This is a genomic window from Oceanicaulis sp. UBA2681 (assembly GCF_002354675.1).
Taxonomy (GTDB): Bacteria; Pseudomonadota; Alphaproteobacteria; order Caulobacterales; family Maricaulaceae; genus Oceanicaulis; species Oceanicaulis alexandrii.
The window spans coordinates 196451-212161 of sequence record NZ_DEMB01000012.1 but is presented as its reverse complement, the minus strand read 5'-3'; the positions used below and the strand labels follow the sequence as shown (position 1 = coordinate 212161).

The following is a 15711-nucleotide window of genomic DNA, read 5'->3' as shown; positions in this document are numbered from 1 at the left end:
CCGAACTCGCCGCCGCCGCGGATGTTCGCCAGCACATAGGTGCCGCCGTTTTCCAGCCACATCCGGCCGCGGGTGCCTGAATAAGACGGGGTCAGGCTGACCTGGAAGCCGCCATAGGCGTAGAGCAGCGTGGGCTGCGGGCCTTCGGCGTCTTCCGCGCGAACGATGAAGTAAGGGATCATCGTGCCGTCCGTGCTCTCAGCCTGACGCTGTTCGACCACCAGGCCTTCGGCGTCAAACCAGGACGGAGCCGCTTTGGCCGGGTCCAGTTGCAGGTCGGCGGACAGGCGGTAAAGCGCTTCAGGCTCCAGGAAGCCTTCCACATTCACATAGGCGAGATCTGAATGATCATCGGCGGTGACGATGGAGATCGAGGCGTTCTCCGGCGTCTCGACGCTTTCGCTGGTCCAGCCGCTGTCAGAGCGTGTGAAGGCTTCCAGACCGCCCACCACATTGTCATTGATCACCATCAACAGATGGTTCGCCGTGGTGGCGACGCCATCAATGGACTGGCGCTCATTGGGGGTGAACACGACTTCGACTGCGGGAAGGTCGCCGGTCTCGACAAATTCGCCCATGTCAAAGCTGAGGATCGAGCCGGTGGGATAGGTCTCGCCGCCCTCGACGGGGGTCCAGTCTTCTTCAACGGAGAAGACCAGCTGGCCGTCAAACAGGGTTTGCGGATTGGATTTACGCGGCAGCGGCATTTGCACCGGCTCGCCGGTCGCGCCGTCGGGCAGGTAATAATAGACGCTTTCAAAGAAGCTCGCGGCCTGGATGGCCATCATATAGGCCGTGCCGTCCGCCTGTTCGAAGCGGGCGGGCCAGACGCCCACATTGTCCTCGGCACCGGAGATGACCACTTGCGCCTCTTCGATCGGCGTGCCGCGGCTCCAGCGCTTGACCACGAAGGGATAGCCCGACTGGGTAGCTTCAGCCGGATCGAGCGCCGTGGCGATCAGAAGCGTGTCTTCGTCAATCCAGGCGGTTGAGCCCTTGGTTTCATCAATGACGAAGCCGTCTTCGATGAATTCGCGGGTCTCCATGTTGAATTCACGGCGCACTGCTGCGTCTGACCCGCCATCTGACAGGGTGATCATGCAGCGCGTGTAATCGGGCGCCAGGCAATCGGCGCCGCGCCAGACCCAGTTATGGCCTTCCGCTTCGCCAAGGGCGTCCAGATCGAGCACCACATCCCATTCAGGATTATCTGTGGCGTAGCTCTCGACCGAGGTCTTGCGCCACAGGCCTTTGACGTGGTCGGCGTCCTGCCAGAAATTCCACAGCTCGCCGTTGCGCACGCCCACATAGGGGATGCGGTCGGTGGATTGCAGCACTTCAAGCGCCTGATTGTAGAGCGTGTCATAGCGCGGATCAGAGGTGAGGCGATCGAGCGATTGCTCGTTCATCTCGGTTGCGAAGGCGAGGGCGCGTTCGCCTTCAACGTCTTCGAGCCATTCAAGGCTTTCGGTTTCCGCCTGGATGGCGGCGTTCAGCTGCGCGCCGGGCAGATCGGCGGTGTCTGTCACGCCGGACTCCTCAGTATCAGTCATGTTGGTTTCTTCGGACGGCGAACAGGCCGCGAGCGCCATAACGGCGGCGGCGGCGGACAGGTGATAACCCCAGCGGCGCATCATGCTCTCCCCTTGTTGAGCGACTGCGCGCATTCAACAGGGGGTTGGCCTCCGGGTCAAAGTGATACTGTATTACAGGCCGTTTATCTTGCGGCTTGAGCCTCATGAGCGTATCGCTGCCGGTATGAGAGCTTATGCCATGAACGGGGCGGGAAACGCCTTTATCGTGCTGGATCGCCGCGACGAAACCGGCGCGTCCGCTTTTAGCGCCAAAGATATCGCCGCGATGCTGGGCGTGCATGCCTTTGACCAGTTGATTGTCCTCGATCCGTCATCAGAGGCTGACGCCGACCTCAGGGTCTGGAACAGCGATGGCGGCGAGGTGGGCGCCTGCGGCAACGGCACGCGGGCGGCGGCCTGGTTATTGTTTGAAGATGGCGCGAAGCCTCATCTAAGTTTCACCTCAGCGGGCGGACCCATGCGGGCGCAGCGTTTGCTATCGGGCGCGGCCGAGGTCGATCTGGGCTCGGCCCGGCTTGACTGGCGTCAGATCCCGCTCTCGCTGCCCATGGATACGGTGCGGCTCGATTTCGGCGTCAATCTGCCCGGCGGCGGACGGTTGGAGGGTCCGGGGGCGGTTTCCATGGGCAATCCCCATGTGGTGTTCCCGGTGGACGATCTCGAGAGCCTGCCCATCACCGAGATCGGGCCGACGATCGAGCATGATCCGCTGTTTCCGGAGCGGGTGAATACGGGTTTCGCTCAGGTGCGCGACCGTGATGATGTCCGCCTGAAAGTGTTCGAACGCGGCGCGGGCCTGACGCTCGCCTGCGGGACGGGCGCTGGCGCGGCGTTGGTCGCGCTTCATCGTCAGGGCTTGGTGGATCGTGAAGCGGTGATCGAGGCCGATGGCGGCAAGCTGCCTGTGCGCTGGGACAGCGAGGGCCATGTGCACCTGTCCGGCCCGGTTGTGCTGGAGCGTGAGCTGGATTTGCGCGGCGTTTGACGCATAGCCGCCTTGCAGACTCCCTTCCCCGCTTGACCCAAACCCGTCTCAACCCCACTTTGCGCGCCAATGAGCACACCTGTGGAAAACCCTGCCCCGTCCCATGAGGCCTCAGAGGGGCGCGATGTGGAGATCGTCACTTTTGGCTGCCGGCTGAACGCCTGGGAGTCAGAGGTGATGCGCGATCATGCGCGTGCGGGCGGCCTGTCTGACGCTGTGATCATCAATACCTGCGCGGTGACTAACGAAGCCGTGCGTCAGGCGCGCCAGACCATTCGCCGGATGAAGCGCGAGCGGCCCGACGCGAAGATGATCGTCACCGGCTGCGCCGCCCAGATCGACCCCGAGCAGTTCGCTAAAATGGCTGAGGTGGATCAGGTGCTTGGCAATGCTGAAAAGCTGCGTCCGGAAACCTTCAAATCCACCGTCATTGCAGGCGGCGACAAGGTGAAGGTCGATGACATCATGGCGGTCAGCGAGATCGCCAATCATCTTGTGGATGGCCTTGACGGTCGCGCCCGCGCCTATGTGCAGGTGCAGACAGGCTGCGATCACCGCTGCACTTTCTGCATCATTCCCTATGGCCGCGGCAATGCCCGCTCCGCCCCGGCGGGCGAGGTGGTCGAACAGGTCAAACGCCTGGTGGAAACAGGTCATTCCGAAGTGGTTCTGACCGGCGTCGATATGACGAGCTGGGGCCAAGACTTGCCGGGGACGCCCAAGCTGGGCCGTCTGGTGCGCGCCATCCTCAAGCAGGTCCCTGACTTGCAGCGCCTGCGCCTGTCCTCGATCGATGCCATCGAGATCGACGAAGACCTGTTCCGCGCCATCGCCGAGGAAGACCGGCTCTGCCCCTATATGCACCTCTCGCTTCAAGCGGGCGATGACATGATCCTCAAACGCATGAAGCGCCGCCATTCCCGCGATGACGCGATCGCCCTCGCAAAGCGCCTGCGCGCCGTGCGCCCGGACATTGCGTTTGGCGCGGATCTCATCGCGGGCTTCCCCACCGAGACCGAGGAGATGTTTGAAAACTCGCTTCGGCTGGTGGATGAGTGCGATCTCGCCTTTGTCCATGTCTTCCCCTACTCGCCTCGTCCCGGCACGCCCGCCGCGCGCATGCCGCAGGTGGACCGCGAGGTTGTTAAAGAGCGCGCCGCTCGCCTGCGCGCGAAATCACACGAGGCGCTGCAACGCCATCTCGCCTCGCGCGTTGGGCAGGAGATGACGGTGCTGGTGGAAAAGCCCGGCTTCGCCCGCGCCGATGACTTCACGCCCGTGCGTATGGAGTCCTCGGCACGGCCCGGAGCGCTCGTCCGCGCGATGATTACGGGCCATGACGAGAAAGCCCTGACCGCAACCCCGCTGGAGGCTGCCCTGTGAGCTGGTTCAAATTCGGTTTCGGCAAGAAAAAACAAAAGGACGAGGCCCCGTCCGAGGTTCCGGCGCTTGATGCGCCAGAGCCTGCGGCTGAACCCGAAGCGCCTGCTGAAGCCCCGGTCATTGCGGCGGTCGACGCGGCGCCAGAAGCCCTGGATGAAGCGCGTCCCGCCGAGCCGGCGCCCGCTTCCGCGGATGCCGATGATGTGTTGGAAGCGCGCGCCGAGGCCGTCATTGATGACAATGCCCCGAGCCCGGAAGACATCGCTGAAACCCCAGCCCAGGCGAGCGGGATCGAGGATCTGGCTGAAACACTGGCGCAGCCTGAGACTGTTGACCCGGTGACGGAAGAAGCGCCGCCAGCACCTGAGCCTCAGCCGGCGCCGGAAGAGGAGAAGAAGGGCTTTTTCGCACGGCTCGCGGCGGGCCTGAAGAAATCCTCCTCGCGTCTCAGCGATGGTCTCAGCGCGATGTTTACCCAGCGCAAGCTCGATCAGGCGGCGCTGGATGAGCTGGAAGAATTGCTGATCGCAGCCGATATTGGCGCGGCGACGGCGGCCAAGGTGATTGATCGCCTGGCGAAGGACCGGTTTGACAAGGATGTCTCTGACATCGAGATCCGCGAAGCGCTCGCAGACGTGGTCGCTGAAACGCTTCAACCCTATGAGCAGCCGCTCGACATGACCGGAGACGCCCCGCGCGTGGTGCTGTTCGTCGGCGTCAACGGCTCAGGCAAGACCACGACGCTTGGCAAGATCGCGGTGAAGATGACGCGTGAAGGCGCGGGTGTGATCACGGCGGCGGGCGACACGTTCCGCGCCGCGGCGGTCGAACAGCTTCAGGTCTGGTCAGAGCGCGCCGGTGCGACTTTCATGTCGCGCGATCTGGGCGCGGATGCGGCCGGCCTCGCCTATGACGCCATCCAGCAAGGCCGGACCGATCAGGCGGACGCGGTGCTGATCGACACGGCAGGCCGTCTTCAGAACAAGGCCGAGCTGATGGACGAGCTGCGCAAGATCGTCCGGGTCATCAAGAAGATGGATGAGACCGCCCCGCACCATGTGCTGCTGGTGCTCGACGGCACGGTGGGCTCGAACGCCATCTCCCAGGCTGAAGCCTTCATGGAAGCCTCTCACGTCACCGGCGTCATCATGACCAAGCTTGACGGCACCGCCAAAGGCGGCGCTTTGGTGCAGGTCGCCGAACGCTTCAAATTGCCCATCCATTTCATTGGCGTGGGTGAGGGCGAGGCGGATTTGCAGGCCTTTAAGGCGAAAGAGTTCGCACGCGCCCTGGCGGGACTCGAAGCCTAGCGGGCTTCACGGTCCTGGGCCGGAGACACTAAAGACCCCCGCCGACGCGGTTCTTCCAATAGCCCACATCCTCGGCGTATTTGCCGACGACCTCGCCCAGCACCTGGTTGAGCTTGAGGGTGTGAAAGCTGATCCATTCGCCCTGATCGATTTCCTCGAGCGCCTTCATCGAATTGCTCAGGAAGAAGGCGTAGAGCATGGCGATCAGGATGAAGAGCACCGGAAAGACCCAGCCCAGCGCGACAATGGTGGCGAAGGGGTTGAACAGGTCGAGCGCTGCGGCGAGCCCGAACAGCGCCGTCACCGCCAGGATGAAGGCCGCCGGCACGAACAGCAGATAATAGCTCGAGTTTCTCGTGATCTGGAACACCACATTGCGCACATAGCTCTCGATGAAGAACACGCGCAGGGCGATCCAGTTGATATTCAGCGTCCACAGGCGCGCCTCGGCCGAGAGCTGTTTGGAATCGCGCTCTTCGCCGACGGTGACGGACTTCGCCCGACCGATGGCCGTGCGGTAATGATCATTCAGCCGCGCGCAATACCGGGTCAGGAAATTCGCCATTTCGCGCGCCGTGTTGCGCTGATAGGGGGAGTATTCGGTGTAATAGAGCGCCCACATCACCAGCGCCGCCAGCACGCAGGATCCCGCCCCGAACATCAGCGAATTGAGCGCGCCGGCGGTGTTCTCTCCGAACAGATCGCCATGCAGCGGGCCGAACGCATCCACCACGCCCACGGCGTTCAGCACGATGTTCGCCACAAGAACCAGCGTCAAAATGGCCGACAGCCAGATCGACAACCGTCGCACATTGGCGTTCATCAGCTTGCGGGTCTCGTTGAGCATGTACAGCAGACCGTGTTCGCTGTCGGCGAATTGCTGCGCGATCACCGCGCCTTCCACGTCTTCGAACAGGGCGCGCGGATCCGACGCGATGGGCACCGGAGCGCCCAGGAACCGGTCGGCCAGCTCGGCATAGTCTTTCGCCAGGGCGTCGGTCATCTCTTCAGGCATGCGCATGAAGCCCACGCGCACCATCATCCATTTGAAGATCAGGCCCTGGCGGGAAATGAAGCTCTCTTCATGGTCGAAATCCTCGCCCAGCGCGCCTTCCAGCAGGGTCTTGTGGCCTGACACCGCCGCAGCCCAGGCGCCGGGCCCCATTTCACTGGCGGTGTTCGGGCTCGCCTTTCGGCCCAGTCCCACAAGCCTCAGCAACAGACGGAAAGGAAAGGAGAGGCCGCGCAAGAGCCCTGCGCCCAGCCGGGAGGCGTAGCGGCGCAAGCCATACACCAAAAGCGCCAGAAACAATCCCGCCGCCAGCCCGGCGGCAAACCCTGTGACAGTCATCAATCCGTCCATGTTCGAGGCCCCCCTCTGAACCCCGGCCCTGAAAGCTGAGGTTCATGGGGAGTCTAGCCGCAATTCATGACGGATGCGAGGATTGGTTAATCCGCATTTACCCTTAGAACGGGATCCAGTTGCGCTGACGCGAATAGGCGAGATAGCCCACATTGGCCCCGGCGCGCAGGCCGACGCCCGAGCGGATCGGCGCCAGGGTGATGCCGTCGGCGCGTTGATAATTCACGCCCAGCCCCGCCACGAAATACGCTGAGCCTTCCACGCCGGGAAAGCGCTGATAGAGCCGGTCGGTGTCGTTGAGGCGATAGACCAGGGTGAAGACCCGGCTGGCGTTGCCTCCGGCGTCGAACCCGATGCTGGGGCCCTGCCAGTAGACTTTTTGCTGGTCGGCGCTGCCTTTTAGGCTCAGATAGCCTTCTCCATAACGAAGGCCGATGCCGGCGGCGCCGGAGACTTCCTCACCGGCGATATAGCCGACGGGACGTCCCAGATCCGAGAAGACGCGTTCCAGCGCAGAGGCGGCGGCTTCGGCGGTGACGCCAAAGAAGTCGGCCGTGACTTCCACCAGCTCTTCCCGTGAATAGGTGTCGATATTGGACTGGTACTCGCTCGGCTGGCCGTAATCGGGATTGTCCGAACGGGAGGCGGTCTGCGCTCCGCCCGTGCTCGCACAAGCGCCGAGCGCCAGCGTCAGGGCGGTAGTCGTGATCATGGAAAGAATGGATCGTCTAATCATGGTGCGCCTGCCTTGTCTGACCGGTTTCATGCGCCGGACGCTGAACGTCAATTAGGGCCTCGGTGAGGCGAAAGGGTAAACGCTGCGTAAACACGCGGCCCGGACGCTGGCTTTACTGCCAATAAGCTTGGCGCGGAGGCTTGCCAGTGCTAACTCCCGCGACATGAGCACAGATCCGTCCCTGATCCGAAATTTCTCCATCGTCGCGCATATCGACCACGGTAAATCCACCCTGGCCGATCGCCTGATCCAGCACACTGGCGGTTTGACCAACCGCGAGATGAAGGAACAGGTGCTCGACAATATGGAGCTCGAGCGCGAACGCGGCATCACCATCAAGGCGCAGACCGTGCGTCTGAGCTATACCGCCAAGGATGGTCAGACCTACGCGCTGAACCTGATCGACACGCCCGGCCACGTGGACTTCGCCTATGAAGTCAGCCGCTCGCTGTACGCCTGCGAGGGCGCGCTGCTGGTGGTGGACGCCGCCCAGGGCGTTGAGGCCCAGACGTTGGCGAACGTCTACGCCGCCATCGATGTCGATCTCGAGATCGTGCCGGTCCTCAACAAGATCGACCTGCCCGCCGCCGAGCCTGACCGGGTGAAAGCCCAGATCGAGGATGTGATCGGCATCGACGCCTCTGACGCCATCGAGATTTCCGCCAAGACCGGCCTCGGGATCGAGGATGTGCTGGAAGCCATCGTCACCCGCCTGCCCGCGCCAAAGGCCGGCGATCCGACCGCGCCCCTGAAGGCGCTGCTGGTGGACAGCTGGTATGACCCCTATCTGGGCGTCATTTGTCTGGTGCGGATCATCGAAGGCACCCTGAAAAAGGGCATGCGCGTGCGCCTGATGGGCGCCGAGGCCAGCTATGGCGTGGACGGGGTGGGCGTGTTCACCCCCGCCAAGGAAAACCGCGATACGCTGGGTCCGGGCGAGATCGGCTTCCTGAACGCCTCGATCAAGCAGGTGCGCGATGCGCGCGTGGGCGACACCATCACCGAGGAGAAACGCCCCACGGATTCCATGCTGCCGGGCTTTGAGCCGGCGGTGCCGGTGGTGTTCTGCGGCCTGTTCCCGGTGGATGCGGCCGATTTTGAAGACCTGCGCGACGCTGTGGAGCGCTTGGCGCTCAATGACGCGTCCTTCAGCTATGAGATGGAGACCTCCGCCGCGCTGGGCTTTGGCTTCCGTTGCGGCTTCCTGGGGCTTCTTCACCTTGAGGTCATTCGCGAACGGCTCGAGCGCGAATACAATGTGGATCTCATCACGACCGCGCCATCGGTGGTCTACAAGATCAAGATGACCGACGGGTCCGAGGTCGACATGCACAACCCGGCTGACATGCCGGATGTGGTGAAGATCGACAATATTTCTGAGCCCTGGATCAAGGCGACGATCCTGGTGCCGGACGAATATCTTGGCGGCGTGCTGAAGCTGTGTCAGGACCGCCGCGGCATCCAGCTGGAGCTGACCTATGCCGGCTCGCGCGCCATGCTGGTCTATGAGCTGCCGCTCAACGAGGTGGTCTTTGACTTCTATGACCGTCTGAAATCGGTCTCCAAGGGCTACGCCAGCTTTGACTACCAGTTCATCGAGCATCGCGAGGAAGACCTCGTGAAAATGTCGATCCTCGTGAATGAAGAGCCGGTGGACGCCCTGTCTATGATCGTGCACCGCTCGCGCGCCGACATGCGCGGTCGCGCCATGTGCGAGAAGCTCAAGGAGCTGATCCCGCGGCACATGTTCAAGATCCCGATCCAGGCCGCTATCGGTGGCCGCGTGATCGCCCGCGAAACCCTGTCCGCCATGCGCAAGGACGTGACCGCCAAATGCTATGGCGGTGACGCCACCCGGAAACGCAAGCTTCTGGACAAGCAAAAGGCCGGCAAGAAGAAGATGCGCCAGTACGGAAACGTCGAAATCCCGCAGGAAGCCTTTATCGCCGCGCTGAAAATGGACGACGATTAAGCCTCAAGCGCTCTGACGACACGAAAAAGCCCCGGCCGATGGCCGGGGCTTTTTGCATTCAGGACCGGGACACTGAGTTAGTGACCGTCACCTTCAGAGGCTCCAGTTTCATCGTCATCGGCCATCTCATGACCCTCATGGCTCATCGCGCCCATTTCCGGATCAAGCTCGGGGGCGGTGTCGCGGACGGGCAGGGTGACGGCGAGAGTTTCGCCGTCGGCGAATTCCAGCGTCAGGGTCATCTCGCCATCCTCGAGCTCAGCCGGCTTCACGCCGAATATCATCAGATGGTCGCCGCCGGGCGCAAGGCTCGCTGCGCCGCCAGCCGGGATGTCGATGGCGTCCACATGGCGCATGCGCATCACCGCGCCATCCATGGCCATGGTGTGCAGCTCGATGGCGTCTGCTTCCTCGGTCGAGGCGCCCACAAGCTGGCCGCCGGGCGCGCCGGCGGTGAGGTTGATGAAGCCTGCGGTGACGTCTCGTCCGCCCAGAGGCGCGCGCACCCAGCCTTCAATCACGGCGTAGTCTGCTGGTTCAGCACTGGCGGGGGCGTCTTCAGCCGGCGAGCAGGCGGCGAGGGTAAGAACGCTTAAAGGGGCAAGGGCGTAGAGGGCGCGTTTGAGCATGTCATCTCTCCATATGAGACGGGCGACGCCAATGGCGCCGCCCGAAACCGGTCGTGTTCAGATTTGGCGCTTGGCGCGCGTTGGCGCAAGCGCGTCGCCTGCGGCGTTTACGCGCCCCAATAGCCGATCAGTTTTTTCACTTCCGCCATGACCGGCTGGGCCGCGGCGCGGGCGCGCTCGGCGCCGTCTTTCAGCACAGCGTCGATCTCGGCCTTGTCGTTCAGCAGGCGGGCATATTCCTCGCTGACGGGGGAGATATACTCCACTGCAGCCTCGGCGAGTTTGGGTTTGAAAGTCCCGAAGCCTTCGCCGCCGAACTCTGCCAGAACGTCCGCTACCGATTTGCCGGTCAGCGCGGCGTAGAGACCCACAAGGTTCTTCGCTTCCGGGCGATCATTGAGGCCTTCTGCGGTTTCGGGCAGGGGTTCAGGATCGGTTTTCGCCTTCTTGATCTTGCGCGCGATCGTGTCCGCATCGTCATGCAGGTTGATCCGGGCATTATCGCTCGGGTCGGATTTCGACATCTTCTTCGTGCCGTCCTTGAGCGACATCACGCGCGCACCGGTCGGCATGATGACGGGTTCAGGCTGAGGCAGGATGATCTGGCCGCCGCCAAAGTCGCGGTTGAAGCGGGCTGCGATGTCGCGCGACAGCTCCAGATGCTGTTTCTGGTCTTCGCCGACAGGGACATGGGTTGTCTTGTAGACCAGAATGTCCGCCGCCATCATTACGGGATAGGTGAACAGGCCGACGCTGGCGCGTTCGGCGTCCTTGCCGGAGCCGGCCTTGTCCTTGAACTGGGTCATGCGTTCCATCCAGCCCATGCGGGCCACGCATTGCAGGACCCAGTTGAGCTCGGCGTGCTGAGGCACGGCGGACTGCGCGAAAATCGCGCTGCGCTTGGGGTCGACGCCTGCGGCGATATAGGCGGCCGCCACGCCGCGCACCCGGTCGGGCAGTACGGCGGGATCGTACTCGATCGTCATGGCGTGCATGTCCACGGCGCAGAAAAAGCATTCCTTGCCGCTGTCCTGCATGGGCACCCAGTTCTTCAGCGCGCCCAGATAATTGCCCAGATGCAGGCGGCCAGTGGGCTGCATGCCGGACAGAATGCGTTCGGGGCCGGAATAGACGGGCGTCGCGTCAGTCATGGGAGTTTCCGCTACAGAATGGAGAATAAGGGAGGCTGTGTCTTAAAGGGCGGGACGCCGGGCCTCAAGCGTCGGCGCCGTCTTCGGCCTGATCCTTGATCGAGGGAGCCGGGTCCCGTTTAAGAGCGCCTAACAATTCCTGAGGTCTCAACCCGCCCAGCGCCAAGGTGCTGACGCCAAACACCGCAAGACCGCAGAGAACCAGGAGTCCCATCCAGACCAAGGCGATCAGCGTTGTAGGAAGCAGGGTTTGCATCGCGGCGAGAATTGGCGCCTCCCCGAATGCAACGAGCGCCCACAGCGCCCCCATCATCAACAGGCAGGCGAACAGGATGCGGGGCAGGCGGTGCATGAGCCGGGTGTCTGGTGTGAATTGCCGCCGCCGGATCAGCGTGACGCCCAAAAGCCCAGCGTTCAGCCAGCCCGCCAGAGTGGTGGCGAGGGCCAGACCCGCATATCCCAGAGGTCCAAAAAACAAGGCGATGCCGGCGATCATGTTCAGGGCCATCGAGGCGGCGGCGAACTTCATCGGCGTTAATGTGTCTTCGCGCGCGAAAAAGCCCGGTGAAAAGACCTTGATCAGCACAAAGGCTGGCAGTCCTGCAGCATAGATCGCAAGCGCCAGCGCTGTGCGATCTGTGTCGGAGGCTTCAAACGCCCCGCGCTGGAAAAGGCCTGCCACCACGGCGTCCGGGATCACCAGAAGAGCGGCTGCGGCGGGCAGGGTCAGCGCCATGGATATCTCGATCGCCCGGTTCTGACCGCCCATTGCGCCGCTGTCATCGCCCGCCCGCAAGCGTTTGGACAGGGCGGGCAATAGTGCAACGCCCATCGCGATGCCGATTACGCCCAATGGCAACTGATACAAGCGCTCAGCATAATAGATCCAGGACCGCGCGCCTTCCTGAAGCGTCGCAATGGAGCCCGACACCAGCTGGTTGATATGGGTTACCCCCGCCGCCGCTGCGCCTGGGACGCCCAGCACAATCAGGCGTTTGACCCCCGAAGTCAGGCGCGGCGCCTTAAAGGCCAGCCTGATCCCTGCTCGCCGTGCGGCCCAATAGAGCCATGCGGTCTGTAACACGCCTGACACTGTGACGCCTGCGGCTAGATATAGCGCCAGATCATTACGCTCGCCTGGCGCGGCCAGAAGGATCGAGATCAGAACGACGTTGAGAAGGATGGGCGCCGCCGCCGCAGTGGCGAACCGGGCATGGGTGTTCAAAGCGCCGGAAATCATCGCCGCCATCGACATGCACAACAGGTACGGCATGGTGATCTGGGTCATCAGCACGGCAAAACCGAACAGACCTGGATCACTGATGAAACCCGGCCCCAGAAGGTACATCAGCCAGGGCATTAGGATTTGCGCGATGATGACGATGCCTAGCACTGATAGCGTCAGGACTGACAAGACTTCACTGGCGAACCGGTCCGCTTCCTCGGCGCCCTCGCCCTCTAGCCGTCGGGCGTAGAGCGGGATGAAGGCGGAGTTGAACGCGCCTTCGGCGAAGATCCTGCGAAAGAGGTTCGGGAATGTCAGGGCGACGAAAAAGGCGTCCGTCAACGGGCCGGCGCCCAGACGCGCAGCGAGAAGGATGTCCCGCGCCACGCCGAAAAACCGGCTCAGCAGTGTGAACCCACCCACAACAGCAGAGGAGCGCAATAACCGCATCCGCTAGCGTCCTGCGCTGGCGGGAGTGGCGACCAGGCCCTGCTTGGCGCGGTGCACGGCGACGGCGTCTTCAGCGTCGGAGAGAACGTTCATCAATTGCACCTTGATGCCCACAAGCCGGGCGTCGCCAGAGGGTTTGCCGCCTTTTTCGGTGACGTAGAAGGTGTCGACGGCGCGTTCTCCATAGCCGTCAATGCGCGCCGCCTCCAGCGACAATCCGATGTCAGACAGGGTTTTGGCCAGCGCATGAAGAAGGCCCGGCCGGTCGCGCCCCGTCGCCTCGATCACCAGCGCGTCATCGGACGCCTCAAGATCAAGATTGACCGAGGGCGTCACGGTGAAGGCGGCTTCGCGGCGTCGCAGGGGTTTGAGCATGGGCCGGGCGTCATCGCCGGACAGACCGTGCTCGGCTGCGTGCTGGACGCTGTCGCGCAAGCGGTCCTGGATATAGCTGTCTGACCAGCCAAACGGCTTGCCGCCCTGCTCCTGCACGTAGAAGACGTCAAAGGCGCGTCCGTCCGAGGTGGTGGTCACTTGCGCGCCGACAACATTGGCGCCTTCGCGCGACAGGGCCCCGGCAATGTCGGCAAAGAGACCATGCCTGTCTGGCGTCAGCACCATGACTTCGGTGGCCGAGCGGCGCTTGTCGGTGCGTACGCCGACGCTGGTCGCCTGGCCGCGTTCAAAGGCGGCGCGGGCGAAGGCGGCGTGACGGAAACGGTCATCCTCGCCAAAGGCCAGCCAGTAGGAATGATCGAGCACTTCGGTCCAGATGCGGGTGAACTCCGGATCGATGCGCGACAACGCTTCGTGGAAATGATTGCGGGCCAGCGCGGCGCGCTCGGCGAGGCGGGCGCGAGCTTCGGCCTCGTCGCGCCGGTCTCCGCCCTTGAGCACAGCGGCGGTGGCCTGATACAGATCGCGCAGCAGCTGGGCCTTCCAGCCATTCCACACACCCGGGCCCACCGCGCGAATATCCACCACTGTCAGGATCGTCAGAAGGTTCAACCGGTCCATCGTGCCGACCTTCTCGGCGAAATCGAGCACGGTGCGTGGATCGGAGAGATCGCGGCGCTGGGCGACGTCGCTCATTTCCAGATGGTTCTCGATCAGCCAGGCGACGAGATCGGTCTCGTGATCATCGAGCCCCAGACGCGGACAGACCTGGCGGGCGTTCTCGCCGCCCTCAACGCATTGATCGCCCTTGCCCTTGCCGGTGTCGTGCAGCAGCACGGCCAGATGAAGCGCCCGGCGATGCAGGATTTCCGGCGCCAGCTTGCTGGCCAGCGGATGGTCGGCGTTGAGCTTGCCCTGCTCGAGAAGCCGTAACAGGCCCAGCGCGTTCAGCGTGTGCTCGTCCACCGTGAAGCGGTGATACATGTTGAACTGGGTGCGAGCGACAATGTCGCCAAACTCAGGGATATACGCGCCCAGAAGCCCCGCCTCGGTCATGGCCCGCAGGATGATGCGCGGATCATCAGCGTCCAACAGCACCGCAAAAAAGCTGCGGGCGGCGCGGGGGTCTGTGCGGAAGCGATCATCGATCTGGCGCAGGCCGCGACTGATGGCGGCGACGGCGTCCGGGTGCAGATCCAGATGACGCGCGGCGGCCTTTTCAAACAGGCGCAGCATCATAACCGGATCGGTTTCTGGCGCTTGCGGATCCGCGAAATCCAGCCGCCCGGCATGCAGGGTGAAGCCGCGTTCAGCCAGCTCGGTTTCGTTCGCGCTGCCGTCGGCGGGCAGGAAGCGGCCCCCTGGCGGGTCTTTGAGCTCTTCGGCTTCCAGTTTGGCGCAGACCAGTCGTGTCAGGGCGCCCACATCAATCGCCTTGAGGAAATAGCTGCGCATGAAGGCTTCGACGCCCAGCTGGTCGTCGGTGTCTTCAAACCCCATGCGGCGGGCGATTTCAGGCTGCAGGTCAAAGGTCAGCCGGTCATCCTTGCGGCCGGCCAGGGTGTGCAGGTGAAAGCGCAGGGTCCAGAAGAAATCCGCCGCGCTGAGATAGCGTTTCACATCGTCGATGGAGAACAGGCCGGCCACCACCCAGCGTTCCAGCGCATCGTCGCCATAGAGGATTTGCGCGAGCCAGCGCAGGGTCTGCAGGTCGCGCAGCGCGCCCTTGCCGTCCTTGATATTGGGCTCGACCGCATAGCGGCTGTCGCCCTGACGATCCACGCGCTCATCACGCTCGGCCAGCTTGGCGGCGGCGAATTCAGCATCGTTCTTGATGCGTATGTCTTCATCAAAGCGCGTATGCATCTGGCGCACCAGTCGGATGTCGCCAGAAATCGAGCGCAGATCGAGCAAAGCCGTGCGCTCTGACAGATCGTCCTGGGCGAGCACGATGGCTTCATCCAGCGTACGCACCGCACCGCCGCCGATCTGCAGGCCGCTATCCCAGATCGCGTACTGGGTCTGCTCAATGATCGCCTGGGCGAAGTCGGGGGGCGTATCCGAGGTGAGAAACACCAGATCGATGTCAGATTGCGGCGCCAATTCGCCCGCGCCATAGCCGCCCAGCGCACACAGGGCGAGGCCGTCCAGCGGATCGTCGGTGTAATCTGAGGTGATGGAATCAAACAGGGCGCGTAGCGCCGCGTTCATCACGCCCGACCAGGTGCGCGCCGCCTCCAGCCCGCCTTCCGCGCCATTGAGGCGCGTCTGGGCCAGGGCCCGGCCTTTCTCGAGATAGCGTTTGAGTCGGCTCATCGCCAGCTGACGATTGGCGGGCTTGTCCCAGCCGTCGCGGGTGGCGGCTGACAGCTCGGCGCGCAAGCGCAGCCCATCAAGACTGGCGGGGAGGGTTGTGGGTCTCATGGCGTTGATTCTACGCGAGGGCGACCGGCGCGTCAGCCAGAGTTTTGGCTCAAGGCTTTAAGCGCATACAGCACGTCCAGCGCTTCGCGCGG

The 15711-nt window shown here is 63.2% G+C and carries 10 protein-coding genes and 1 pseudogene; 4 read left to right on the top strand and 7 right to left on the bottom strand.

The window, feature by feature from the left end; all coding sequences use genetic code 11:
* Nucleotides 1–338: 338 nt before the first annotated feature.
* Nucleotides 339–1409, bottom strand: a pseudogene (locus B3M53_RS10535) (S9 family peptidase); the annotation flags it as partial.
* Nucleotides 1410–1773: 364 nt separating this feature from the next.
* Here B3M53_RS10535 and dapF point away from each other — a divergent pair.
* The 3 genes from dapF to ftsY all read left to right on the top strand — a co-directional run bounded on the left by dapF (nt 1774) and on the right by ftsY (nt 5273).
* A complete protein-coding gene (dapF, locus tag B3M53_RS10530) occupies nt 1774–2580 on the top strand; it encodes a diaminopimelate epimerase (protein ID WP_022700897.1) in 807 nt (268 codons plus the stop codon).
* Between the two features lie 69 nt (nt 2581–2649).
* Entirely contained in the window at nt 2650–3963 is a 1314-nt protein-coding gene (gene mtaB / locus B3M53_RS10525) for a tRNA (N(6)-L-threonylcarbamoyladenosine(37)-C(2))-methylthiotransferase MtaB (protein WP_051143339.1), read from the top strand.
* On the top strand, nt 3960–5273 hold the full coding sequence (gene ftsY / locus B3M53_RS10520) for a signal recognition particle-docking protein FtsY (protein WP_273019835.1): 1314 nt from the start codon (nt 3960–3962) through the stop codon (nt 5271–5273). Before mtaB ends, ftsY begins: the two co-directional genes overlap by 4 nt.
* 28 nt (nt 5274–5301) lie before the next feature.
* On the opposite strand, the gene B3M53_RS10515 is transcribed toward ftsY, so the two are convergent.
* Together B3M53_RS10515 and B3M53_RS10510 are read right to left on the bottom strand one after the other, a co-directional pair.
* Complete coding sequence (locus B3M53_RS10515; protein WP_273019833.1) at nt 5302–6636, bottom strand: hypothetical protein; 1335 nt, start codon at nt 6634–6636, stop codon at nt 5302–5304.
* Nucleotides 6637–6739: 103 nt separating this feature from the next.
* Nucleotides 6740–7348: a DUF1134 domain-containing protein gene (locus B3M53_RS10510; protein ID WP_273019831.1), complete on the bottom strand. Its 609-nt coding sequence runs from the start codon at nt 7346–7348 to the stop codon at nt 6740–6742.
* A gap of 187 nt (nt 7349–7535) precedes the next feature.
* On the opposite strand from B3M53_RS10510, the gene lepA reads away from it, so the two are divergent.
* Entirely contained in the window at nt 7536–9344 is a 1809-nt protein-coding gene (lepA, locus tag B3M53_RS10505) for a translation elongation factor 4 (protein WP_286800371.1), read from the top strand.
* 77 nt (nt 9345–9421) lie between these two features.
* On the opposite strand, the gene B3M53_RS10500 is transcribed toward lepA, so the two are convergent.
* From B3M53_RS10500 to B3M53_RS10485, 4 genes are all read right to left on the bottom strand, one after another.
* Nucleotides 9422–9973 (bottom strand): copper chaperone PCu(A)C, encoded by a 552-nt coding sequence (locus tag B3M53_RS10500; protein WP_273019827.1) that lies wholly within the window; start codon nt 9971–9973, stop codon nt 9422–9424.
* Between the two features lie 107 nt (nt 9974–10080).
* Complete coding sequence (gene trpS, locus B3M53_RS10495; protein ID WP_160092922.1) at nt 10081–11124, bottom strand: tryptophan--tRNA ligase; 1044 nt, start codon at nt 11122–11124, stop codon at nt 10081–10083.
* Nucleotides 11125–11188: 64 nt separating this feature from the next.
* Complete coding sequence (gene murJ / locus B3M53_RS10490) at nt 11189–12799, bottom strand: murein biosynthesis integral membrane protein MurJ (RefSeq protein ID WP_273019825.1); 1611 nt, start codon at nt 12797–12799, stop codon at nt 11189–11191.
* Nucleotides 12800–12802: 3 nt separating this feature from the next.
* A complete protein-coding gene (locus B3M53_RS10485; RefSeq protein WP_273019823.1) occupies nt 12803–15619 on the bottom strand; it encodes a [protein-PII] uridylyltransferase in 2817 nt (938 codons plus the stop codon).
* Nucleotides 15620–15711 lie beyond the last annotated feature (92 nt).

What these genes read in the sequence shown, in the direction of transcription:
- B3M53_RS10485 (WP_273019823.1), bottom strand. Translation starts at nt 15,619, where the DNA reads ATGAGACCCACAACCCTCCCCGCCAGTCTTGATGGGCTGCGCTTGCGC.
- B3M53_RS10500 (WP_273019827.1), bottom strand. Translation starts at nt 9,973, where the DNA reads ATGCTCAAACGCGCCCTCTACGCCCTTGCCCCTTTAAGCGTTCTTACC.
- murJ (WP_273019825.1), bottom strand. Translation starts at nt 12,799, where the DNA reads ATGCGGTTATTGCGCTCCTCTGCTGTTGTGGGTGGGTTCACACTGCTG.
- trpS (WP_160092922.1), bottom strand. Translation starts at nt 11,124, where the DNA reads ATGACTGACGCGACGCCCGTCTATTCCGGCCCCGAACGCATTCTGTCC.
- B3M53_RS10515 (WP_273019833.1), bottom strand. Translation starts at nt 6,636, where the DNA reads ATGGACGGATTGATGACTGTCACAGGGTTTGCCGCCGGGCTGGCGGCG.
- lepA (WP_286800371.1), top strand. Translation starts at nt 7,536, where the DNA reads ATGAGCACAGATCCGTCCCTGATCCGAAATTTCTCCATCGTCGCGCAT.
- B3M53_RS10510 (WP_273019831.1), bottom strand. Translation starts at nt 7,348, where the DNA reads ATGATCACGACTACCGCCCTGACGCTGGCGCTCGGCGCTTGTGCGAGC.
- dapF (WP_022700897.1), top strand. Translation starts at nt 1,774, where the DNA reads ATGAACGGGGCGGGAAACGCCTTTATCGTGCTGGATCGCCGCGACGAA.
- mtaB (WP_051143339.1), top strand. Translation starts at nt 2,650, where the DNA reads ATGAGCACACCTGTGGAAAACCCTGCCCCGTCCCATGAGGCCTCAGAG.